The following is a 20,766-nucleotide window of genomic DNA, read 5'->3' on the forward strand; positions in this document are numbered from 1 at the left end:
TGGTGTCACTTCCAGCAATAGGATGAGGCCGGAATACCGGTGAGAGATACGCTATTTTGTCACTTTCCCGACGAAAATTGGCAGGCGGGGCGCAGCGCCAGTTCCTACACTAGCTTCAGCGCCCGGCGTGCCGCCGGCGCATGGCCCATTTTTTTCCCACCCCCCATGAATTCCGCCCAGAATCCCGCTGTCGATATGCCGGACCAGGCCGCGCCCGCGGCCGCCCCGGCGCCCAGCCCCGCCGTGTCCGATCCGTCCACCGCGTTCAAGGTACTGGGCGCGATCAGCGTGGCGCACCTGATGAACGACATGATCCAGTCGATCCTGTTGGCCATCTACCCGATGCTAAAAGAGTCGTTCAGCCTGTCGTTCGCGCAGATCGGCCTGATCACGCTGGTCTACCAGCTGGCGGCGTCGCTGCTGCAGCCGTTCATCGGGTTCTACACCGATCGCAATCCCAAGCCGTATTCGCTGCCCGTGGGCATGGGCTTTACGCTGGTGGGGCTGTTGTTGCTGTCGGTGGCGCCGTCGTTCGGCTGGCTGCTGGTGGCGGCGGTGCTGGTAGGCACGGGGTCGTCGGTGTTCCATCCCGAGTCGTCGCGGGTGGCGCGCATGGCCTCGGGCGGGCGCCACGGCCTGGCGCAGTCGCTGTTTCAGGTGGGTGGCAATGTCGGCTCGGCCCTGGGGCCGCTGCTGGCGGCGCTGTTCATCATTCCGCATGGCCAGGGCAGCGTGGCCTGGTTCTCGCTGGCCGCGCTGTTCGGCATCGTGGTGCTGACCGGCATCGGCCGCTGGTACAGCGCCAACCGTGTGCGCCTGAAGCCGCGCGCCCGGCGCGAAGGCGCGGACAACGGCCTGACGCGCAACCAGGTGCTGGGTGCGTTGGGGGTGCTGGGCCTGCTGGTGTTTTCCAAGTACTTCTACCTGTCCAGCCTGAACAGTTATTTCACGTTCTACCTGATCGACAAATTCGCCTTGTCGGTGCGCGAGGCGCAGCTGTACCTGTTCCTGTTCCTGGCCGCGGTGGCGGTGGGCACGGTGGTCGGCGGTCCGGTGGGCGACCGCATCGGCCGCAAGATCGTGATCTGGGTGTCGATCCTGGGCGTGGCGCCGTTCACGTTGATGCTGCCCTACGCCAACCTGTTCTGGACCGGCGTGCTGGTGGTGATCATCGGCATGGTGCTGGCGTCGGCGTTCTCGGCCATCGTGGTCTATGCGCAGGAACTGGTGCCGGGCAAGGTCGGCATGATCGCGGGCCTGTTCTTCGGCTTCGCCTTCGGCATGGGCGGGCTGGGCGCGGCCGCGCTGGGCAAGCTGGCCGACGCGACCAGCATCGGCTATGTGTACCAGGTGTGCGCGTACCTGCCGCTGCTGGGCGTGGTGGCGGTGCTGCTGCCCAACGTGGAACGCAAGCGAGCCTGATGCGGGGGCGGCCGCAGGCGCTTGCCTGGCCCGCCGCCCGGCAAGCCCGCAGCCCGGGATGCCGGGCGCGGCTCAGGCAGCGCTGGCCGGCACCGCGCTCAGGCGCGGACGCGCCGTGTCGATGCCGCGGATCTCGCCGTCGCCGCTGTGGTGGATGACGGCGATGCGGGCGCCGCGCAGCTGGGCAAGCTGCTGCGGCGTGACCGCGAAGCTCATGGCCAGCTGGTAGTCGTCGAGCGCCTCGATGGGCCGGCGGCGGTCCATGCCGCCAAAGCGCAGGTGGTTGTAGACCGCCCAGGCCACCAGCACGGCCGCGTTGACCAGCGCCAGCAGGGCATAGCTGCCCAGCGTATGCAGCGTGGGCAGGAAGCTCGGCCACAGCGGGGCCTCTGGGCCGCTGGCGGCGCCGCGCAGGATGGCGGCGATGCCCGAGCCGAATAGATAGACGAAGGCGAACCAGCCCACCGCGGTCAACAGCAGATCGAACAGGTAGCCCGCGCGCGAGCGTTGCGTGGTGATGATCATGAGGCGTCCGGAGATTGGATGCCGCGGTCGGGGCTGGTCCAGCGCGCGCGCCGGGCCTGCTTGCGCAGCATGACTTTGGGGAAACTGACCAGGGTCGTAAACAGGCTGACCATCCAGTAGGCCAGCGGATACCAGATGACCCAATACAGCGCGCGCCACAGGCCGGGCTCGTAGCGGCGGTCGATCAGGATGCTGATGGCGAACTGCAGCAGGCAGACCACGGCCAGCATCATGCCGGTGAAGGCCGGCGGCATCAGGCTGGCGATGTGCATGTTGTGGGGCAGGGTCACGACCTGGCTGATCAGCCACAGCAGCACCGACACGCCGAAGGCGAAGGCCCAGGCGGTGGACAGGCAATATTCCAGCATCAGCGGCCACAGGCGGCGGTGGCGCCAGGTCCAGATCGAGCGCAGGTTCTTCAGGAACACTTCGGCGCCGCCCTGGGCCCAGCGTAGGCGCTGCTTCCACAGGCCGCGCAGCGTCTCGGGCATCAGGATCCAGCACAGGCCGCGCGGCTCGTAGAAGATCGACCAGTGATCGCGCTGCAGCTTCCAGCTGATGTCGATGTCTTCGGTGATCATGTCCAGGCTCCAGTAGCCGACCCGGTCCAGCGCGGCGCGGCGAAAGGCCGCCACCACGCCGGATACGGTGAAGACCTGGCCGTAGACGCGCTGGGTGCGCTTGATCAGCCCGATGATGGACGAGAACTCGCCCACCTGGATGCGGCCGATCAGGGTCGAGCGAGTGCGGATGCGAGGGTTTCCGGTGACGGCGCCCACGCGCGGATTGTCGATCAGCGGGGCCACCAGGTAGGCGGCCGCGTCCGGGTCCAGCACCGCGTCGCCGTCGATGCAGACCAGGTATTCGCTGCGCGCGGCCAGCGCGCCCATGCGCAGCGCCATGGCCTTGCCCTGGTTCTGCGCCAGGTGCACGACCCGCAGGCGCGGATGCCGGGCGGCCAGGCGGTCCAGCATCGGGCCGGTGTCATCGCTGGAGCCGTCGTTGATGGCGATGACTTCGATGTTGGGATAGTGCTGGCCCAGCGCGGCCAGCAGGGTTTCTTCGCCGTTGGCGGCCTCGTTGTAGCAGGGCACCAGGATGGAGATCAGGGGGGCGCCGGCGAGCGCGGGCGGCGGGTGGCCCGGGCCCCAGTCCCAGCGCCGTTCCCAGTGCCACCAGAAATACAGGCCGCCGGCCATCCACATGCCGGACATGAAGAGCGGGTAGAAGAAGACGAAGCCCAGCAGCGCCTGGCCGGTCAGCATCATGGTGAAGCCGAACGGCGCGCCCAGCACCGCCAGCAGGATAATCAGGGCAATCAGTCGGTCGATCATCGGATGGGATACCAGGCTTCGGAGAGGGCGGGCCGGATGCCTTGCAACCGGGGCTGATCTTGCGAGAAGTCGTCGGGGTAGTAGCCGAAGCTGCGCGCGCCGCGCAGTTGCAGGCGCTGCATCCAACCGGCCAGGACGGCGGTGTCCACCGGCGTGACCTCGGGGCGGCCGGGACCGGTGCGCCAGTCGCGCGCCTGCAGTTCGAACACGGTGCGGTCCAGCCCGCCGGGGCGCTGGGCGACCTTGTCCACCAGCTTGTCCAGCCAGGCGTTTTCCTGCCCCGCGGGCACGTTTTCCATCAACGGCATGGCCATGGGCGCGGTCCAGTCGTAGGCGCCCAGGAAGTCGTCCAGGTTCTGCGCGAACCAGGTTTCGGACTGCGGCTCCAGGATCGGCATGGCGAAGATGTTGCGCGCGGTCTTGATCTGCGGGCCGCGCACGGCGCGCACCCGCGCGGTCAGATCGGCCGTGAAGTCGACCAGCGCGCGGCTCTTGTAGCGGGTCCAGCGTTGCAGCGTGGCGGGGTCGGCGCGCAGTTGCGCGATGTCGCCTGGCAGGCCGGCGGCGCGGTAGGCGGCCAAGGCGCCGGGGCTGGCGTCTTCAAAGTCGGACAGCACAGCGTCGTCATGGAAGAGGATGCCGTCGAAGATCGCGTGGCGAGCCAGGTCTTCGTAGAGGTCGCCGATGCGGGCGCGGGCGGTGGCGTCGAACGGGGACAGGCGGCGGTACTGGTCGGGATCGGGCTGCGGGGCAGGCTGCGGCTCGGCCTTTGACCCGGACGGCGCATCCGGCTGTGACCCGGGCGCGTCCGGCTGCCAACGCGTCACCCGCGGGATGGCGGGGTCCAGGTCGTAGGCCAGCACCGGCATCCAGGCGTAGACCATCACGTTCGCCCGGTTGTGCAACTGCCAGGCCGCGCGGTTGAGCAGGTCGGCGCGCATGGGTAGCCAGCGGTTGGGGAAATAGACGGAGCGCACCAGCCCATCGCCCGTGGGGTCCGAGTAGGCCTGCAGAAACACCGTGTTGATCTGCATGTCCAGGATGCGCTGCACCAGCTCGCCCAGGTTGCGGTCGGTCTGGGCCGGATCCGGGTCGTAGACGTAGTCCAGGTCCACGTGGGCCACGCGCATGAAGGGCGTGGCTTCCATGCCCACGACGCTGTTGGCGAACGACTTCAGCGCCGGATCGCTGGCCAGCAGCAGGCGCGGCGTGGACATCAGGCGGTCGAGGCGGCCGGCGCCGTCTTCCAGCGTCAGCGCCAGCTGGTAACCGTGCTCGGCGGTGATGCGCAGGGTGGTGCCGCCTTCGGCGCCATAGGGCCAGACCCACACGCGCGGCGCCTTGCCGGTGACGCGTTCGATCTTGCGGCTGATGGCGGCTACGTCGGCGCCCATGCGGGCATTGAACTGTGCCTCGGTTTCATATTGGCGGGTCTTGGCGTCGTAGGCGCGAACGGCGGCGGCCGGCTCGGTGTTGCCTTGCGGGTTGGCCAGCGCGCCGTAGTGCGAGGCGTTGGTGTGTGCGGCGATCTCGACCAGGCCGGATTGCGAGATCTCGCGGATTTCGTCCCAGTTCAGGAAGCGGCCGCGCGGTTCGGGGCTGCCGCCGAAGTCCACGGGCTTACCGGCCGGCGTGTCCATCCAGGTGCCGACGGGCGCCAGCAACGCGGGCCAGCGATAGGCCTTCAGGATCGGCAGCACGCGGGTGTAGAAGCTGCGGTAGCCGTCGTCGAACGACAGCAGCACGGCGCGGTCAGGCAACGGCGCGCCGCCCTGGCGCGCGGCCAGGATCTGGTCGACGGTGACGGCCTGGTAGCCGTTTTCGCGCAGCCAGGCCAACTGGTCGACCAGGCGGTCGGTGCGCACGCTGAGAAAGCCCTGGTCGGGGTCTTCGTCTTCGACGTCGTGGTAGGCCAGCGCCAGGAAGTGGCCGGTCTTCCACGGTTGTTCGGCGGCGGCTGCGGGCCGTTCGGACGGCGGCGTGTAGACGGGAATGTCCTTGGCGCAGGCGGTCAGCGCCAGGATGAGCAGCAGCAACAAGGCCGCCAGGAAAATGCGGGTGGGTAGCTTGAGCAGCATGGCGGTCTCAGAAGCGGTAGGCAAGGTCGAACGTGATGCGCAATTCGCGCTCGCGCTGGCCGTCGTACGGGCGGCTGATGCCGGTGACCATGGCGCCCATGTCCAGCACGTCGTTGGCGCGGTAGCGCTGGCCGTAGCCCAGGGCGATGACGCCGCCGGTGCCGTAGCCTTGCTGGGTATAGGCGCCGGCGCCGATCGTGCCGATCTGTTCCCAGGCGGTTTCGTAGCGGCGGTACAGCGTGTGGGTCACACGAGCGCCGGGCAGCAGCATCAGGTCCGAGCGGGGATTGAAGTAGGGCGCGTCGTCGCGGCTGTTGCGCTGGGTCGACAGGTCCAGCGTCAGGTCGGCCTTCAGGTGCGGCGCGGTGTAGACGCGCTCGCGGCCGGCCAGCCCCAATTCCCAGCGCTGGTTGCCGTCGGAAAAGCGTGACGGCGCCAGCGACAGCGTCCATTCGCGCCGTTCGTTAGCGCGCCAGCGCACGTAGCCGGACAGACGGTTGGACGAGATGTCGTTGGTGAGCGCGCGCAGCGGCGTGTCGCGCGACATCACTTCGCCGCCGCCGCCCACTTGCCAGTGATCGTCCAGATCGTAGGCGGCCGACAGGCGCAGACCCGGTTTGACGCCGTAGCCGTAGCTGTGGGTGGAGACTTCGCCTTCGACGGTCAGGTCGCGGCCGCGCCACTCTACGCCGGTGCGCAGCCAGCGGTAGTTGCCGCGGCCTTCCTCGAAGTCGCCGGTGGCGTAGCCGCCGCCGCCGAACGCGCGCCAGTTGTAATCGATGGGCGGCGAGTACAGGACGGCGTCGATGCCGAAGTCGCCGTTGCCGTTCACCGGGCTGTCCGAGGCCAGCCCGCGATAGCCTTCGATGCGCAGTTCGGCCTTGTTGTGAACTTCCCATTCGCGGGCCAGGCGGCGGCTGGTCAGGTCGTCGGGGGCGCGCGCCAGCGTGTCGGCGGACAGGGCTTCGGCCTGGCGCCATTCCTGCAGGTCCATGGCGGTGAAGCCCTGGCCGTTCTCGACCGACAGCGCGCGCGGCGCCAGCGTTTCGGCTAGTTTCAGTTCGCGTTCGGACGCGCGCGGCCGGTCGCGCTTGCGGTAGGCCGACGCCAGGTCGGCGCGCAGGGTGGAGTTGTTGGGCGCGTTGGCGACCATGTCTTCCAATTGCTGCTGGGCGGCGACGGTGTCGTCGGCCAGCAACCGGGCGCTGGCCACGGTCTGGGCGCTGGCCAGTTTCAGGTCGTTGGGGTTGCGGGTGGCCTGGCCCTTGTAATACAGCCACGGCGCGTAGCCGGATCCGACCGCGTCGGTGACCGGCGCGGTCTGGTCGAACTGTTCGGCTTCGGCCAGCGCGTAGTACAGGCCGGTCTCGGTGCTGAGGCGGTCTTCGGGATCGTCCTGGCGCCAGGCCTCGCCGGCGGCCACCTGACGGTACAGATCGCGCGCCTTTTCGGGCTGGCGCAGGTACAGGTAGGCCGAGGCGACATCGTTCAGCGCGTAGCGCGGCACGGCCACGCCTTGCACCTGCAGCGCTTCGTATTCGGCCACCAGCTCGGCCATGCGGACCCGGGCGTGAAGGGCGTGCAGGCGGTCGATGCGGGCGCGCACGACATCGGCCTGCGCCGGCTCGCCCAGCGCCTGCCAGGCGGGGATCAGTTCGGCATAGCGCGCCAGCGCGCGGTCGGCGATGACGAAGCGCTCTGCTTCGCTGCGGGTGGGCATGGACGCCAGCCGCACCTGCTGGGCCACGGCGTCGGCCTCGAAGCGCCGCAGTTCGGCGGCGCCGTACAGGTCCGGGTGCTGGCGGGCCAGCGCCAGCGCTTGCCCGGCCATGCGGGCCCGGCTGAGCGCGTCGATGTATTCACGTAGCACGTAGGGCGTGCCGGGGGCGATGGCCAGCGCCTGGTCGGCCTGGTGCAGGGCTTCGTAGGGCTGGCGCAGGCGCACGTGGACGTAGCTCAGCGCCAGGCGCGCGTCGGCGTTGCGCGGTTCGCGTTTGATCCAGGCCTGGCCGGCATCGCGGGCCGCGGCGGTCTGGCCGGCGTCGGCCAGTGTCATGATTTCGCCGGCGGTGAAGGCGGCTTGGCCCGGATGGCGGTGCTGGCCGGCGCGGAAGGCCGTCAGGGCCTCGGGCCAGCGGCGCAGGTCGCGATAGGCGCGTGCCGCGGCCAGCTGGATGTCGGCGGGCAGGGCGGCGGTCGAGGGCAGTGTTTCGTAGGCGGCCACGGCTTCGGCCGGGCGGCCGGCCCAGCCGGCGATGACGATGTGGTCGTAGACCGCCTGGCGGCTGGCATCGGGCCCTTGCTGGCGCAGCATGGCCAGCGCGGGCTCGTAGTCGCCGGCCCGGGCGCGCGCGATCAGCGCGTCGTAATCGTTGCCCTGGGCGGCCCATGCCGGGGCGGCCCACGCCAGGGCCGGCGCCAATACGGCGCAGGCCGTCAGGGCCTGCCAGCGGGCGCAGGCAGCGCGTAGCGGCGGCTGCATAAGCGGGGCATGGCGGGCGTCCTCGCCCCGTCGGGGCGTTCCTTTTTTCAGCATCTGTAGTACTTCCGCAGTTGCGATATGGGCGCTCGTGGCTCCGCCGGCCAGGCGCACGTGCGCCGCGTTGCCGAGTCATGCGCAGCGCAAGCGCCAAAGGCGCCGGCGGCGAAGAGAATGAGCGTTCAGGTTTTCACTGCGCGGCGCCCGCTACGGGGACCTTCGCACTCGCGCCAGCGTGTATTGACATTCAAACGGGCCTCGCATGAGCGCCCGAATGACTAGCTGCTGGGGAGTACATGGCTAGTACGCGCCGCACCCGTGGGGTGCGGTCTCGGCGCTTCGGATGGCGCCGTCGACAGTCGAACTTTATGGGTTTTCGGCCGATCCAACTGTCAATTAGTGCAAAGGACGGGCCGTTGCCCGGGGCCTTGGCGTATTCTTTGCCGCATACCGTGCAACCGTCGTGGCCGGTATCCCGCCAGCTGGCACACCCGGCACGGAACGTTTCATGCGACGGAGGTGGCAGGATGCTTTGCCACGCTGGTAACAAAAGACGTCAAAGATACTGGTGTGTAACGCGTCCCCGACTGTGAGTCCGGTGCAACAGATGTTCCAAGCGACGGCGACCGCCCACGAGGGCGCGAAGCCGCAAACACATGACGACTGCTTTATTTTTTCTCGTATGGGGTCTGGCGACGGCGCTGGCCCTGCCGCTGCTGCTGCCGTTCCATGCGCGAGGCATCGAGGGCGTGCGGACCTTCACGGCCGCCAACGCGCTGGCGGTGCTGTCGCTGCTGGCCTACGCCTCGTCGGAGCTGATGCCGCCCGGCATCTACGTGATGGTGTCCAACGCCGCCTGGCTGGCCGCGATGAGCCTGGTGTACGTGGGCGTGCGGCAGTTCTTTGGATTGCGGCCGCATGCCCGGCGCGCCATCCTGGCCGCCGCGATCGGCGTCGTGGCGATGGCGCTGATGCTGTATGCCGCCGACAACCTGATCGGGCGCATGACGCTGTTTTCCGGCTACACCTGTGTGTTCATGGGCGCCACGGGGCGGGTCGTCTACCGCCAGCGCAAGCGTATCCAGACGCCCGGCGTGATGCTGTACGTGATGCTGTCGATGTTCGGCCTGGCCGCGCTGAGCGCGTTGCGCGCCGCGGTCTACGGCAGTGGCTGGGTGCATGCGGCCTCGCTGCTGGATCCGGCGCCCTGGGGCCTGTTCTTCATGGTCTGTGGATCGGTGACCGTGCCGGCGCTGTTCCTGGCGCTGCTGCTCCTGATCCAGACCACGCTGTCCGAGCAGATGCAGGCCGCGCTGACCTTTGACGGCCTGACCCGCGCCTATTCGCGCCGCAGCATCCTGGACGAGCTGGAACACGAGTTGCAGCGCTGCGAACGCGGCGACGGCCGGCTGGCGGTGCTGGTGCTGGACATCGACCACTTCAAGTCCATCAACGACCGCTACGGCCACGCGGCGGGCGACAGCGCGCTGCGCCATTTCGCCCAGGTGGTGCCCAGGGCAGTGCGCGCCAGCGACCGTTTCGGCCGCCTGGGGGGCGAGGAATTCGTGCTGCTGATGTATGGCTGCGATGCCGCTCACGCGCTGGTGCAGGCGCAGCGGGTGTGCGATGCGCTGCGCGATTCGCCGTTGTACCTGCAGGGGCAGGAAGTGCGCATGACCACCAGCGGCGGCGTGGCGACGTTTCAGCCGGGCGACACGGCCGATGGCATTCTGGCCCGCGCCGACCTGGCGCTATACAAGGCCAAGGAGCTGGGGCGCGACCGTATCGAAATGGCCTGGAGCGGGCGCGGGCCGGGCCGCCAGATGGCCCGGGGCGAGGCGGACGGCGCCGCCACGCTGGCGCCGGGCACTACGGTTTGAGGTGTTCGGTGAAGAACTTCTCCATCGCCGCGTAGAACTCGAACTTGTTTTCGTCGTTGTGGAAGCCGTGGCCTTCGTTGTCCTTGACCATGTATTCCACTTCGACGCCGCGCGCTTTCAGCGCCTTGACCATCTGGTCGCTTTCGTCCTTGTTGACGCGCGGGTCCTTGGCGCCCTGGGCGATGAACAGCGGGGTCTTGATCTTGTCGGCGTGCAGCGCGGGCGAGGTGGCCGCCAGGCGTTCCTTGTCGCGTTCGGGGTCGCCGACCATGTCCTGCATCTTGTCGAGCATCGGCTTCCAGTAGGGCGGAATCGACTTCATGAAGGTGAACAGGTTGGACACGCCCACGTAGTCCACCGCGGCGGCGTACAGGTCGGGGGTGAAGGTGACGCCCGCCAGCGTGGCGTAGCCGCCGTAGCTGGCGCCGTAGATGCCGATGCGCTTGGGATCGGCGATGCCCTGCTGCACCAGCCACTGCACGCCGTCGGTGATGTCGTCCTGCATCTTCAGGCCCCATTGGCCGAAGCTGGCTTCCCAGAAGCGCCGGCCATAGCCGGTGGAGCCGCGGAAGTTCATCTGCAGCACGCAGAAGCCGCGGTTGGCCAGGAACTGCACTTCGGGGTTGTAGCCCCAGCCGTCGCGGGCCCAGGGGCCGCCGTGCGGATTGACGATGCACGCCAGGTTCTTGGGGGCGCGGCCGGCGGGCAGGGTCAGGTAGCCGTGGATGGTCAGGCCGTCGCGGGTCTGGTAGCTGATCGGCTGCACCCGGGCCATGTCGGCCTCGGGGATGGACGGATTGATGTCGGCCAGCTTGTTCAGCGTATCGGCGCGGGCATCGTAGATATAACGCGAGCCCGGCGTGCGGTCGTTGTAGGCGGCGACGATGAACTTGTCTTCTTCGCGGTTGGCGCCCTGGATGGCGAACTGGTAGCCCTCGAGCTTGGCTGACAGTTTCTTGAACAGGGTTTCGGTTTCGGCGTCGAAGAACTTGAATTGCGGCTTGTCGGTCTGGTAGGACGCCACCGTCAGCACGCGGCGCTTGCGCGAGAAACCGGCGGCGTCCAGGTCGACCGTGTCCGGGGTGAAAATCTCGTCTTCCTGGTCGGGCGTGGCCGGGTCGATCACCACCAGGCCGAGCTTGTCGCGGCCGCGGTTGGACAGGGCGTAGAACTTCTTGTCGTCGAAGGTGAAGAAGGCCGGGCTGACGCTGGTGCGGTAGTCGGTGGTGAGCAGCGGACGGAATTCCGAGGCTTCGTTGTCGCGGTAGAGCAGGGTGGTGTTCAGGCCGTCGCTGGTGACGGCGGCGCGCACCTTGCCGGCGTGGTCGGTCTGCCAGCCGACGATATTGCCGGGGTTCTGGGCCACCAGCACACCGGCGCCGGTGTGCACGTTGACGCGGTAGACGTCGAACACCTGCGGGTCGCGCTGGTTGTGGCTGATCAGGATGTGGTCGGGGTCGTCTTCGAGATCGTCTTCGATGCTGGCGCGCACGCCTTCATACGGGGTCAGGTCGGTGATTTTGCCGGTCTTGGCGTCCACCGCCAGGACGTGGAAGTTTTCGTCGCCGCCGAAGTCTTTCTGGTAGAGCACCACGTCGGGGCCTTTCCAGAAGAAATTGCTGATGTCGCGGGCCGATTCGCTGGTGAGCTTGCGGGCCTCGCCCACGGGCTTGCTGCCGTCCAGGGCCTGCACGTAGATGTTCATGCGGGGCGGCTTGCCGTCGACGCTGGTGGGCTGCATGAAGCCCAGGGTCTTGCCGTCGTCGGCCAGGCGGAAGAAACCGCGTTCCGGATTGCGGAAGAAGTCTTTCAGCGGATAGGCCCGGGGAGGCTGCGCGGCATTGGCGCCCAGGGAGGCGCCGACGATGCCGGCGGCCAAAATGGTATTTTTCATGAAAGAGAGCAAGGCGGACCTCCGACGGATGCAGCCGGCTGCACCGGCCGCTGGCCGGCCGCGACGGGCCTGGCCAGGCGCGTTGCAGCCTGCGGACGTTGGCCGGCCAGGAGCCGGCGGACTGATTGATAATGCCATAGCCGCGCCTGGGGTGTCGAACCGCTTGGCGACCAAATTGTCCCGCCCGGGCCCGTCCCCAGGATTGCCTCGTTTGCGGGATAATCGCGGCTATCAATCTGGAGAAACACATGGTTAGGAATCTGCTCGCGGTGTCGGCGCTGGCGCTTGGCTTGGCCGGCTGCTCGCTGGGCATCTCGCAGGACAGCGCGTCGCCGCATAGCGAATTCAAGGCGCCGGTGAACTACAAGGACGCCTATGCGACCGTGGTGCGCCAGGCCAATGCCTGCCTGCGCGGCACCGACAACGCGTACCGCGTGGTGGCCAACCTGGACGAAAGCGCGCAATCCGGCGTGGTGCGGGTGCTGGCCCCCTACACCGACAACGAAATGACCCGCGTCGACGTCAAGGCGGCGGGCCCCAAGACGACCGACGCCCGCATCGTGGTGTGGGGCAAGGGCACCTGGGACGTGGCGGCGATGCGCGCCATGCAGGACGCGATCTTCTACAACCTGACGTCGTGCGCGACGTACATGCCGCTGGACCCGCGTCCGCCCGCCAAGCCGTCCCGTGATCTAGGGAAATAGGCCCAGGGGGAGCCCCCACGCCGCGCACGCTACGCGCGCTTGCTGCCCCCCAAGGGGGCTACCCGGCCTTCGGGCGGCCGGGAAAGACGTGGGCCCCCACGCTGCGCGCTCCGCGCTTGCTGCCCCCCGAGGGGGCTACCCGGCCTTCGGGCGGCCGGGCGGCCGGGTGGCTTTTCTAGCGGGCGTTCGGCAGGGGCAGGGCTCCTCGAAGAGGGGATCAATCGCCGCCGGGTCGGCGGCGGATGATCTTGAAGGTGGCGGTGGCGCGGGCGACCAGTTCGCCGTCGGTGCGGCGGATGTCGCCTTCGCAGAAGGCGATGGACGCGCCGCGGCGCAGGCAGCGCGCTTCGATGATCAGGTCGCCGGTGGCGGGCGACAGGAACGTGGTGTTCATGTCGATGGTGGCCATGCCTTCGGTGGCTTCGGCCGAGCCGCGGGCGGCAGCGCTGAGGGTGAAGTCCAGCACGCTCATCAGGGTGCCGCCGTGCACGTCGCCGCGGCTGTTGGTCAGGTCCTGGCGCCAGGGCAGCGTGGTGCGGGCGTAGGCGGGCGCGATGCTTTCGGGCACCAGGCCGAGAAAGCGCATGAAGGGAATTGCCAGGCCGAAATAGTCGCCCGGAGCGGGGGTTGCGGTTGCAGTCATGGAAGCCGGTATGCGGGGATGGAATACGACGGGAATTTGCCGGTCATAATATCCATTTTTCCGGCGCGCGCCGCGTCCGGCGCCCCTAAGCGTCCGGTATGCGTCCGATAATCGTCCGGTCACCGAACCCGTTTCAATGCCTGCATCGCCAGCGCCCGTTTTCTTCGCAACATGAGCGAGCCCAGCCGCAAGATCGTACACATCGACATGGACGCGTTCTACGCGTCCGTGGAGCAGCGCGACAACCCCGACCTGCGCGGCAAGCCGGTGGTGGTGGCGTGGACCGGGCCGCGCTCGGTGGTGTGCGCGGCATCCTATGAGGCGCGCCGTTTCGGCGTGCATTCGGCCATGTCGGCGATCCGCGCGCAGCGGCTCTGTCCGCAGGCGGTCTATGTGCCGCCGGACTTCAACCGCTATCGCGACGTGTCGCGCCAGATCCGCCAGATTTTCGCCCGCCACACCGACCTGATCGAGCCCCTGTCGCTGGACGAGGCCTACCTGGACGTCACCGTCAACAAGCTGGGCCTGCCGTCGGCCACCGAGGTGGCGCAGGTGATCCGCCAGCAGATCCGCGCCGAAACGGGCCTGACGGCGTCGGCCGGCATCGCGCCCAACAAGTTCCTGGCCAAGATCGCGTCCGACTGGAACAAGCCCGACGGCCAGTTCGTGATCCGGCCCGCCAAGGTGCTGGAATTCCTGCAGCCGCTGCCGGTACGCAAGGTGCCGGGCGTGGGCAAGGTGACGCAGGCGCGGCTGGAGCAACTGGGCATCCAGACGGTGGGCGACCTGGCCACGCATGGCGCCGAGGAACTGGAACACTACTTCGGCCGCTATGGGCGGCGCCTGTACGAGCTGGCGCGCGGCATCGACGAACGCGAGGTGCAGACCGACCAGCCGTTGCAGCAGGTGTCGGCCGAGACCACGTTTTCGGAAGACATCCGGCTCGATGCGCTGGGCGTTGCCATCGACCGCATGGCCGACAAGGTCTGGGACCAGGCGCAGAAAAAGGGCGCGTTGGGGCGCACGGTGGTGCTCAAGCTGAAGACCGACCGTTTCCGCATCCTGACGCGCAGCCAGACCAGCCCGAACCCGCCGGCGTCGGCCGCCGAACTGGCGGCGGTGGCGCGGCTGCTGTGCGAGCGGGTGGATTTGCCGGCGGACACGCTGTACCGGCTGGCGGGGGTGGGCATGAGCAACTTCGCCGACCCGGCCGAGCAAGCGCGCCAGCCTGATCTGTTCGGCGGCGCGTTCTGAATTGAAAACGGGGGCATGCCTGCCCCCGTTGATGATGCGCCTCGGCGCGGGCCGTCAGGCCAGGCGGGCCTTGACCTGCTGCGACAGCGCGGTCATGTCGGCGCGGCCAGCCAGCGATTGCTTGAGCAGGGCCATGACCTTGCCCATGGCGGGCGCGCCGGTGATGCCCTGGGCGGCCACTTCGGCCAGCGCGGCGTCGATGGCGGCGGACACTTCCTCGGCCGTGGCGGCTTGCGGCAGGAATTCCTGCAGCACGACCAGTTCGGCCTTTTCCTGTTCCGCCGTTTCAGTGCGGCCGGCCTGCTCGAACGCGGCGATGGATTCGCGGCGCTGCTTGACCTGCTTTTCGATGATGGCGGTGATTTCGGCGTCGGTCAGGTCGCGGCGCTCGTCCACTTCCTTTTGCTTCACCGCGGCCAGCAGGAAGCGCAGGGTGGCAAGGCGCTCGCTCGCCTTGGCGCGCATGGCGTCCTTGACGGCGTCGGACAAACGGGTCTTGAGCGTAGCGGTGCTCATGGTGGAACCTTTGTGGTGTTGCGGCAAACCGGAAGTTTAACCGTGCGGAGGGGAGCGTGGGGCCGGCCATCCGGGGAGGACGGCTCTCTGCGGGCCGGTCATCCGGGGATGGCTCCCCGCCATCCTTACTTGACGTTGGCCAGATCGCCGCGCAGCGCGACGCCCGCCACGGTGGCGCCGGCGTGGCATTCGTAGTCGGTCTTGCTGGCGTATTCGTTCTTGCGGTAGTAGCTGACGATGTTGGTGACGGCATTGGCGCCCGCCTTCTTGGCGGCCTCGTGCAGGGCGATCACGGCGGATTGCGCGACCCACAGGCAGGCTTCTTCGTCTTTCTTGCCGAAGGCGTTGGTCTTGCGGTTGGTGACCACGCCGGCTTCCACGACGCGGCCCTTGGGGCCGGTGCCGGCCAGGTAGAACTTGACGCTGCCGTCGATCTTGCCGGCGGCTTGCGCGGCCTCGACCGCCGCTTGCAGCGGCAGGTAGACCGAGGTATCCCTGGCCAGCGCGGGGGCCGAGCAGGCGAGCGACAGGGCGAGGGCGCCAAACAGCGTACGGGAGACGTTCATGGGATGCGTTCCTGGAGGGAAGGTTGAGGGAAGGGCTTCAGGGCCAGCGGCGGAACACCAGCGAGGTGTTGATGCCGCCGAAGGCGAAGTTGTTGTTCATGACGTATTCGTGGCTCATGCGGCGGCCTTCGCGCAGGTAGTCCAGGTCGCCGCAGCGCGGGTCCACGTTCTGCAGGTTGAGCGTGGGGGCATACCAGTCGCTGCGCAGCATTTCGATGCTGAACCATGATTCCAGGACGCCGCAGGCGCCCAGCGTGTGGCCCAGGTAGCTTTTCTGCGAGCTGATCGGCATGCGGCTGCCAAACAGGCTGTGGGTGGCCTGGGTTTCAGCGATGTCGCCCTGCTCGGTGGCGGTGCCGTGGCCATTGACGTAGCCGATGGCGTCGGGCGGCAGGCCGGCATCGGCCAGCGCCATTTCCATGGCGATGCGCATGGTGCGCGCCTCGGGCCGGGTGATGTGGGTGCCGTCGGAATTGCTGCCGAAGCCCACGATCTCGGCGTAGATGCGCGCGCCGCGGGCCTGGGCGTGTTCGAGCGATTCCAGCACCAGCATGCCGCCGCCCTCGCCGATGACGAGGCCGTCGCGGTCGCGGTCGTAGGGGCGCGGGGTCAGTTCGGGCGTGTCGTTCTTCTGGCTGGTGGCATACAGAGCGTCGAACACCAGCGCTTCGCTGGGGCAGAGCTCTTCGGCGCCGCCGGCCAGCATCAGGTCCTGGCGGCCGTAGCGGATGGCCTCGAAGGCATAGCCGATGCCTTGGCTGCCCGAAGTGCAGGCGCTGGACGTCGGGATGATGCGGCCCTTCAGCTCGAAGAAGATGCCGACGTTGGCCGCGGTGGTGTGCGGCATCATGCGCACGTAGGAATTGGCGTTCAGGTCGTCGGTCACGCCATTGAGCAGCATATTGCCAAAGGCGCGGATCTCGGCGGTGCTGCCCACCGACGAGCCGCAGGCAACCCCCATGCGGCCGTCGGCGATGGCCGGGTCGCCCAGCAGGCCGGCGTCGTCCAGCGCCAGTTCGGCGGCGCGCACGCTCAACTGCGACACGCGGCCCATGCTGCGCAGTTGCTTGCGGGTCCAGTGCGAGGGCACCTGGAAGTCGTCGATGGGGCCGCCCAGGCGGGTATTCAGTTCGGTGTAGCGCGCCCAGTCGGGCATGACCCGGATGGCGCTGCGGCCAGACGCGAACGCGTGCTGGATGGTGGCCCAGTCGGACCCCAGCGCGCTGATGCCGGCCATGCCGGTGATGACGACGCGTTTCATCAGCAGAGTCCTCCGTTGACGGCGATGACCTGGCGCGTGATGTAGGCGGCGCCGGGCGACATCAGGAAAGCGACGGTGGCCGCGACCTCTTCGGGGCGGCCCATGCGCTGGGCGGGAATGGCTTTCAGGATTTCGTCGACGGGCACGTGCTCGTCGATCATGTCGGTGTCGATCAGGCCGGGGGCGACGCAGTTGACGGTGATCTGGCGCTTGGCGAGTTCCACCGCCAGGGCCTTGGCGGCGCCGATCAGGCCGGCCTTGGACGCGCTGTAGTTGACCTGGCCGCGGTTGCCGATCAGGCCCGAGACGGATGCCATGCAGACCACGCGGCCCGGTGCGCGACGGCGGATCATGGGCATCGCCAGGGGGCTGAGTACGTTGTAGAAGCCGTCCAGGTTGGTGCGCAGCACCTGGTCCCAGTCATCGCCGGTCAGGGCGGGAAAAGCGCCATCGCGGGTCAGGCCGGCGTTGAGCACGACGCCGTAATAGGCGCCATGGGCGTCGGTGTCGGCTTGCAGCACGGCGGCGCACTGGGCCCGGTCGGCCACATCGAACTGCAGCACGCGCGCCTGGCGGCCGCGGGCGGCGACTTCGGCCTGCACGGCCTCGGCCTGGGCGCGTTGCTGGCGGCAGTGCAGCACCAGGTCATGGCCGGCGTCGGCCAGGGCCAGCGCGATGGCGCGGCCGATGCCGCGGCTGGAGCCGGTGACGAGAATGGGAGCGGCGCTCATTGGGGTGACTCTTCCTGGATAAAAACAGTGGGGTCCTTGGGCTGGTAGACATTCAGCCGGGCGGTCGCCAGCAGGCGGTCGCCGTCGCGCAGTTCACATTCGAAGACGCTCATGCCGCTGTCGTCGATGAACCCGCGTTGCACAGGGATGGTGAGGACGGCGCCGGCGGGCAGGACGTCGACATGGCAGTCGTAGCGGCGCGTGCCCAGCAGGAAACCCAGCTTGACCTCGGCGCCGGCCAGGCGGGCCTGGCAACCGGCCCAGGCGCCCACGGCCTGGGCCATCAGTTCCAGCCCCAGCCAGGGGGGCAGCGAACCGTCCGGCAGCGAGTAGGGGCCGGGCTTGACCACGGCGCGCGCGGTCAGGCTCTCGGCGTCGTACGCCAGGACCTCGTCGAGCAGGATCATGTTGCCGGCGTGCGGCAGCAAGGTGGACAGGGGCCAGCTGGTCATGGCGATACCCCCAGGATCAGGCTGGCATTGTTGCCGCCGAAGGCAAACGAATTGCTCATGGCGATGCGGGGCCGGCCCGCGGCATAGCGGTGTTCGGCCGTGGAGAAGTCCAGCGCCGGCAGGGCCGGGTCGGGCTGGCCGTCCCACACGTGGGGCAGGAGCCGGCCGTCGGCGTTGGCCGGCGCCAGGGTGATCCAGGCCAGCGCGGCCTCGAGGGCGCCGGCCGCGCCCAGCGCGTGGCCGGTCAGCGGCTTGGTGGACGCGCAGGGCACGCCCTGCGGAAACAGTGTATGCACGGCCAGGCTTTCCATGGCGTCGTTGTGCTGCGTGCCGGTGCCGTGCAGGTTGACCCAGCCGATGCCGGCGGGCGCCACGCCGGCCGCTTGCAGGGCGGCGCGCATGGCCAGCAGCGCGCCGGCGCCGGTGGGCTCGGGGGCGGACATGTGCCAGGCATCGGAGCTGGCGCCGCCGCCCAGCAGCGCCACCGCGCCGTCGCTGGCGGGTTCGCGCTGCATCAGGAACAGCACGCCGGCCTCGCCGATGTTGATGCCGCGGCGGTTGGCCGAAAACGGCAGGCATAGGGCCTCGTCCACGGCTTCCAGCGTGGCGAAGCCGTTGATGGTCAGGCGGCAGAGCGTGTCGGCGCCGCCGCAGACCACGGCGTCGCACAGGCCCAGGGCCAGCAGCCGCTGCGCGGACAGCAGCGCGCGGGCGCTGGAGGTGCAGGCGGTGGACAGCGTGTAGGCGGGGCCGGTCGCGCCCAGCCAATCGGCCAGGAACGCGGCGGGCGACGACAGCACCTGGCGCCGGTAGTCGTAGCCGGCCGGCCAGGCGCCGTCGGCAGCCAGGCCGCGGAAGGCGGGCGCGTTGTCGTTGACGCCCGACGTGCTGGTGCCCAGCACCACTGCGACGCGATGGGCGCCGTGGCGGGCGACGGCCTCACGCAGCGGGGCTTCGATCTGGCGGGCGGCGGCCAGCAGCAGCTGGTTGTTGCGGCTGCGGTGATGCGCGGGGAAGGCATCGGGGATGGCGGGCAGCGGCGCGGCGCACGCGCCCAGCGTCAATTCGCGGCCGGCGACCCAGCCGGGTTGCCGGCGCATGCCCGACGTGTCGCCGGCAAAGGCGGCGCGGGCCACGGCGTCGATGCCGGCGCCCAGCGCGCAGACCACGCCGGGGGGGCTCAACCAGGCGGTCATGGCAGCTCCTTCAAGGGCGCGACGTGCCAGACGGTGCCGCCGGCGTCGCGGATATCGAGTTCGCCGGCGGGCGCGCCCGCCGGCCAGCGCACGGTCCAGCGCGCCTGGCCCCGCTGCATCAGTTCGCGCTGCGCGGCGCCGTCATCGGCCCGGGTGGCGCGCCAGGCGCCCGCGCCGTAGGCCGCGTCCAGGTCGGCCTCGGGGGTCCAGGCGAACACCAGGGCGGCGAACAGGTCGCGCGCCTGGCCGTTGGGACGCAGGAAGCCGTCGTTGCGCCACTTGCCGTTTTCAAGCATCTGGCGCGCCTGCGGCACGCCCATCGGGTCGAACAGCGACCAGCGCGTGGCGCCGGCTTCGCGCTGCACCACCAGCAGCGTGTCCTGCGCCGGCTGGCCGGGGCTGGACTGCACCACGTGAAGCTGGCGCGGCAGGTCGAACGGCGCCAGCCGCGCGGGCACGGGCGGCGCGCCGGCGCACCCGGCCAGCAGCGCCAGGGCCAGCGCGACAGAGGCCGCGTGGCGGACGGCGCGCGCCAGGCGCGAGGACGGGAAGAGGGCGGGCGTCATGGGCGGATCAGGCGGGCACCGGCTGGGCGCCGGGCGCGCGGCAAAGTTCGCTCAGCATGCGCAGGCGGCGCTGCGGGCTGGCCACGAACGGGTTGGTCTGGTCCCAGGCGTAGCCGGCCAGGATCGAGCTGATCATGCGGCGGATGTCGGGCTGGGCGTTCTCGTAGAACACCACGTCCTGGAATTCACCGGTGTACCAGCCCTGCACGTAGGCGCGGAAGGTCTCGACGCCCACCATCAGCGGATCGGCGAAGTCGGCTTGCCAGTCGACGGTCTCGCCGTTCAGCTGGCGGTGCAGGGCGTCGGCCGCCAGCTTGGACGAGCGCAGGGCGATGGTGACGCCGGACGAGAACACCGGGTCCAGGAATTCGGCGGCATTGCCCAACAGTGCGTAGCCGGGGCCGTGCAGTCGCGTGACGCTGGCGGAATAGCCGCCGATGGTGTTGGCGGGCGTGTCCCACACGGCGTTGCGCAGCACGCGCTTCAGGTTGGGCGCGGCGTCGGCCATGGCGCGCAAGGTGGTCATCAGGTCTTCGTCGGCGCCACCGAACAGGTCCTGTCCGCCGACCACACCGAACGAGCAGCGGCCGTTGGAGAACGGAATCAGCCAGTACCAGATGCCGTTCTGTTCCGGATGCACGCTGATCAGGATCTTCTCGCGATCAAAGCCCGGGTCGTCGATGCGGTCTTCGATGTGGGTGAAGATGGCCTTGCGCGGCGGCATGGACGACGCGCGCTCCAGGTCGAGCAGGCGCGCCAGCACGCGGCCATAGCCGCTGGCGTCCAGTACGAACTTGCCGCGCACCTGGTATTGCGCGCCGTCGGCGCCGCGCACGTCCAGCAACGGGCCATCGCCCGAGAAGTCGGCGGCGGTGACTTCCTGCTGGTAGCGCACGTCCACGCCCTGGCGCGCCGCGTCGTCGGCCAGCACCTTGTCGAACTGGGCGCGCTGCACCTGGAAGGTGGTGCCGGGGCCGGGGGTGAATTTGTCGCGGAAGTCGAAATAGGTGTAGCTGTCGCCGCGGGCGAAGGCGGCGCCGTTCTTGACCTGGAAGCCGGCGGCCTGCACAGCCGGCATCATGCCGGCTTCCTCGACGAATTCCAGGCAGTGGGCCAGCAGGCTTTCACCGATGGAAAAGCGCGGGAACTGCTGGCGTTCGAGCATCAGGACGTCGTGCCCCTGCCGCTTGAGCAGCGCGGCGGCGACCGCCCCGGCGGGACCCGCCCCGATGACAACCACTTCCCGATGTTCCATGCCGGATGTT

Annotated in this window: 18 protein-coding genes; 4 read left to right on the forward strand and 14 right to left on the reverse strand. The window is 69.0% G+C overall.

All coding sequences use genetic code 11. From position 1 onward, the window contains the following. The first annotated feature begins 165 nt into the window (after window positions 1-165). The gene (locus A9974_RS17335; RefSeq protein WP_183005406.1) at window positions 166-1,422 is read left to right on the forward strand and encodes an MFS transporter; all 1,257 of its coding nucleotides are present in this window, start codon (window positions 166-168) and stop codon (window positions 1,420-1,422) included. A gap of 72 nt (window positions 1,423-1,494) precedes the next feature. Here A9974_RS17335 and pgaD read toward each other — a convergent pair whose 3' ends face one another. From pgaD to pgaA, 4 genes are read right to left on the reverse strand one after another with little or no spacing between them, the layout of a single operon-like run. Then, window positions 1,495-1,947 carry a poly-beta-1,6-N-acetyl-D-glucosamine biosynthesis protein PgaD gene (gene pgaD, locus A9974_RS17340; protein ID WP_183005407.1) on the reverse strand — a complete coding sequence of 151 codons (453 nt, stop codon included), beginning with the start codon at window positions 1,945-1,947 and terminating at the stop codon, window positions 1,495-1,497. Next, window positions 1,944-3,281 carry a poly-beta-1,6-N-acetyl-D-glucosamine synthase gene (gene pgaC / locus A9974_RS17345; RefSeq protein WP_183005408.1) on the reverse strand — a complete coding sequence of 446 codons (1,338 nt, stop codon included), beginning with the start codon at window positions 3,279-3,281 and terminating at the stop codon, window positions 1,944-1,946. The genes pgaD and pgaC overlap by 4 nt, the downstream gene beginning before the upstream one ends. Continuing rightward, window positions 3,278-5,359 (reverse strand): poly-beta-1,6-N-acetyl-D-glucosamine N-deacetylase PgaB, encoded by a 2,082-nt coding sequence (pgaB, locus tag A9974_RS17350; RefSeq protein WP_183005409.1) that lies wholly within the window; start codon window positions 5,357-5,359, stop codon window positions 3,278-3,280. Before pgaB ends, pgaC begins: the two co-directional genes overlap by 4 nt. Window positions 5,360-5,366: 7 nt before the next feature. Next, on the reverse strand, window positions 5,367-7,841 hold the full coding sequence (pgaA, locus tag A9974_RS17355; RefSeq protein ID WP_183005410.1) for a poly-beta-1,6 N-acetyl-D-glucosamine export porin PgaA: 2,475 nt from the start codon (window positions 7,839-7,841) through the stop codon (window positions 5,367-5,369). Between the two features lie 653 nt (window positions 7,842-8,494). On the opposite strand from pgaA, the gene A9974_RS17360 reads away from it, so the two are divergent. Next, a complete protein-coding gene (locus A9974_RS17360; RefSeq protein ID WP_183005411.1) occupies window positions 8,495-9,718 on the forward strand; it encodes a GGDEF domain-containing protein in 1,224 nt (407 codons plus the stop codon). Here the strand turns inward: A9974_RS17360 and A9974_RS17365 are convergent. Then, window positions 9,708-11,612: a prolyl oligopeptidase family serine peptidase gene (locus A9974_RS17365; protein ID WP_370539643.1), complete on the reverse strand. Its 1,905-nt coding sequence runs from the start codon at window positions 11,610-11,612 to the stop codon at window positions 9,708-9,710. The genes A9974_RS17360 and A9974_RS17365 overlap by 11 nt on opposite strands. Window positions 11,613-11,860: 248 nt before the next feature. On the opposite strand from A9974_RS17365, the gene A9974_RS17370 reads away from it, so the two are divergent. Continuing rightward, the gene (locus A9974_RS17370; RefSeq protein ID WP_183005413.1) at window positions 11,861-12,316 is read left to right on the forward strand and encodes a BPTD_2524 family lipoprotein; all 456 of its coding nucleotides are present in this window, start codon (window positions 11,861-11,863) and stop codon (window positions 12,314-12,316) included. 217 nt (window positions 12,317-12,533) lie between these two features. On the opposite strand, the gene A9974_RS17375 is transcribed toward A9974_RS17370, so the two are convergent. Further along, window positions 12,534-12,959 carry a PaaI family thioesterase gene (locus tag A9974_RS17375; RefSeq protein ID WP_183005414.1) on the reverse strand — a complete coding sequence of 142 codons (426 nt, stop codon included), beginning with the start codon at window positions 12,957-12,959 and terminating at the stop codon, window positions 12,534-12,536. Window positions 12,960-13,130: 171 nt separating this feature from the next. Between A9974_RS17375 and dinB the strand changes: the two genes are divergently transcribed. Continuing rightward, complete coding sequence (gene dinB, locus A9974_RS17380; protein ID WP_183005415.1) at window positions 13,131-14,213, forward strand: DNA polymerase IV; 1,083 nt, start codon at window positions 13,131-13,133, stop codon at window positions 14,211-14,213. Between the two features lie 54 nt (window positions 14,214-14,267). Here the strand turns inward: dinB and A9974_RS17385 are convergent, their stop codons facing one another. The 8 genes from A9974_RS17385 to A9974_RS17420 form a co-directional block, all read right to left on the reverse strand. Then, window positions 14,268-14,729 carry a GatB/YqeY domain-containing protein gene (locus A9974_RS17385; protein ID WP_183005416.1) on the reverse strand — a complete coding sequence of 154 codons (462 nt, stop codon included), beginning with the start codon at window positions 14,727-14,729 and terminating at the stop codon, window positions 14,268-14,270. A gap of 125 nt (window positions 14,730-14,854) precedes the next feature. Beyond that, window positions 14,855-15,295 carry an excinuclease gene (locus A9974_RS17390; protein ID WP_183005417.1) on the reverse strand — a complete coding sequence of 147 codons (441 nt, stop codon included), beginning with the start codon at window positions 15,293-15,295 and terminating at the stop codon, window positions 14,855-14,857. A 37-nt stretch (window positions 15,296-15,332) separates the two neighbouring features. Continuing rightward, window positions 15,333-16,556, reverse strand: coding sequence for a beta-ketoacyl-ACP synthase (locus A9974_RS17395; RefSeq protein WP_183005418.1), 1,224 nt, complete (start codon window positions 16,554-16,556; stop codon window positions 15,333-15,335). Continuing rightward, on the reverse strand, window positions 16,556-17,287 hold the full coding sequence (gene fabG, locus A9974_RS17400; protein ID WP_183005419.1) for a 3-oxoacyl-ACP reductase FabG: 732 nt from the start codon (window positions 17,285-17,287) through the stop codon (window positions 16,556-16,558). The genes A9974_RS17395 and fabG overlap by 1 nt, the downstream gene beginning before the upstream one ends. Beyond that, window positions 17,284-17,739 (reverse strand): hotdog family protein, encoded by a 456-nt coding sequence (locus tag A9974_RS17405; protein WP_183005420.1) that lies wholly within the window; start codon window positions 17,737-17,739, stop codon window positions 17,284-17,286. The genes fabG and A9974_RS17405 overlap by 4 nt, the downstream gene beginning before the upstream one ends. Beyond that, a complete protein-coding gene (locus tag A9974_RS17410) occupies window positions 17,736-18,935 on the reverse strand; it encodes a beta-ketoacyl-[acyl-carrier-protein] synthase family protein (RefSeq protein ID WP_183005421.1) in 1,200 nt (399 codons plus the stop codon). The genes A9974_RS17405 and A9974_RS17410 overlap by 4 nt, the downstream gene beginning before the upstream one ends. Then, window positions 18,932-19,501, reverse strand: coding sequence for a DUF3261 domain-containing protein (locus tag A9974_RS17415; protein ID WP_183005422.1), 570 nt, complete (start codon window positions 19,499-19,501; stop codon window positions 18,932-18,934). The genes A9974_RS17410 and A9974_RS17415 overlap by 4 nt, the downstream gene beginning before the upstream one ends. 7 nt (window positions 19,502-19,508) lie before the next feature. After that, window positions 19,509-20,756: an NAD(P)/FAD-dependent oxidoreductase gene (locus tag A9974_RS17420; RefSeq protein ID WP_183005423.1), complete on the reverse strand. Its 1,248-nt coding sequence runs from the start codon at window positions 20,754-20,756 to the stop codon at window positions 19,509-19,511. Window positions 20,757-20,766: the final 10 nt, after the last annotated feature.

Origin of the sequence: Achromobacter sp. UMC71 (assembly GCF_014170305.1) — a bacterium.
Classification (GTDB): domain Bacteria; phylum Pseudomonadota; class Gammaproteobacteria; order Burkholderiales; family Burkholderiaceae_B; genus Achromobacter.

Excerpts from the sequence above, each read along its gene's own strand:
- pgaD (WP_183005407.1), bottom strand. The coding sequence starts at position 1,947 with ATGATCATCACCACGCAACGCTCGCGCGCGGGCTACCTGTTCGATCTG.
- pgaB (WP_183005409.1), bottom strand. The coding sequence starts at position 5,359 with ATGCTGCTCAAGCTACCCACCCGCATTTTCCTGGCGGCCTTGTTGCTG.
- pgaA (WP_183005410.1), bottom strand. The coding sequence starts at position 7,841 with ATGCAGCCGCCGCTACGCGCTGCCTGCGCCCGCTGGCAGGCCCTGACG.
- A9974_RS17405 (WP_183005420.1), bottom strand. The coding sequence starts at position 17,739 with ATGACCAGCTGGCCCCTGTCCACCTTGCTGCCGCACGCCGGCAACATG.
- A9974_RS17360 (WP_183005411.1), top strand. The coding sequence starts at position 8,495 with ATGACGACTGCTTTATTTTTTCTCGTATGGGGTCTGGCGACGGCGCTG.
- A9974_RS17420 (WP_183005423.1), bottom strand. The coding sequence starts at position 20,756 with ATGGAACATCGGGAAGTGGTTGTCATCGGGGCGGGTCCCGCCGGGGCG.
- dinB (WP_183005415.1), top strand. The coding sequence starts at position 13,131 with ATGAGCGAGCCCAGCCGCAAGATCGTACACATCGACATGGACGCGTTC.
- A9974_RS17365 (WP_370539643.1), bottom strand. The coding sequence starts at position 11,612 with ATGAAAAATACCATTTTGGCCGCCGGCATCGTCGGCGCCTCCCTGGGC.
- A9974_RS17415 (WP_183005422.1), bottom strand. The coding sequence starts at position 19,501 with ATGACGCCCGCCCTCTTCCCGTCCTCGCGCCTGGCGCGCGCCGTCCGC.
- A9974_RS17395 (WP_183005418.1), bottom strand. The coding sequence starts at position 16,556 with ATGAAACGCGTCGTCATCACCGGCATGGCCGGCATCAGCGCGCTGGGG.
- A9974_RS17335 (WP_183005406.1), top strand. The coding sequence starts at position 166 with ATGAATTCCGCCCAGAATCCCGCTGTCGATATGCCGGACCAGGCCGCG.
- A9974_RS17375 (WP_183005414.1), bottom strand. The coding sequence starts at position 12,959 with ATGACTGCAACCGCAACCCCCGCTCCGGGCGACTATTTCGGCCTGGCA.
- A9974_RS17370 (WP_183005413.1), top strand. The coding sequence starts at position 11,861 with ATGGTTAGGAATCTGCTCGCGGTGTCGGCGCTGGCGCTTGGCTTGGCC.
- A9974_RS17390 (WP_183005417.1), bottom strand. The coding sequence starts at position 15,295 with ATGAACGTCTCCCGTACGCTGTTTGGCGCCCTCGCCCTGTCGCTCGCC.
- pgaC (WP_183005408.1), bottom strand. The coding sequence starts at position 3,281 with ATGATCGACCGACTGATTGCCCTGATTATCCTGCTGGCGGTGCTGGGC.
- A9974_RS17410 (WP_183005421.1), bottom strand. The coding sequence starts at position 18,935 with ATGACCGCCTGGTTGAGCCCCCCCGGCGTGGTCTGCGCGCTGGGCGCC.
- fabG (WP_183005419.1), bottom strand. The coding sequence starts at position 17,287 with ATGAGCGCCGCTCCCATTCTCGTCACCGGCTCCAGCCGCGGCATCGGC.
- A9974_RS17385 (WP_183005416.1), bottom strand. The coding sequence starts at position 14,729 with ATGAGCACCGCTACGCTCAAGACCCGTTTGTCCGACGCCGTCAAGGAC.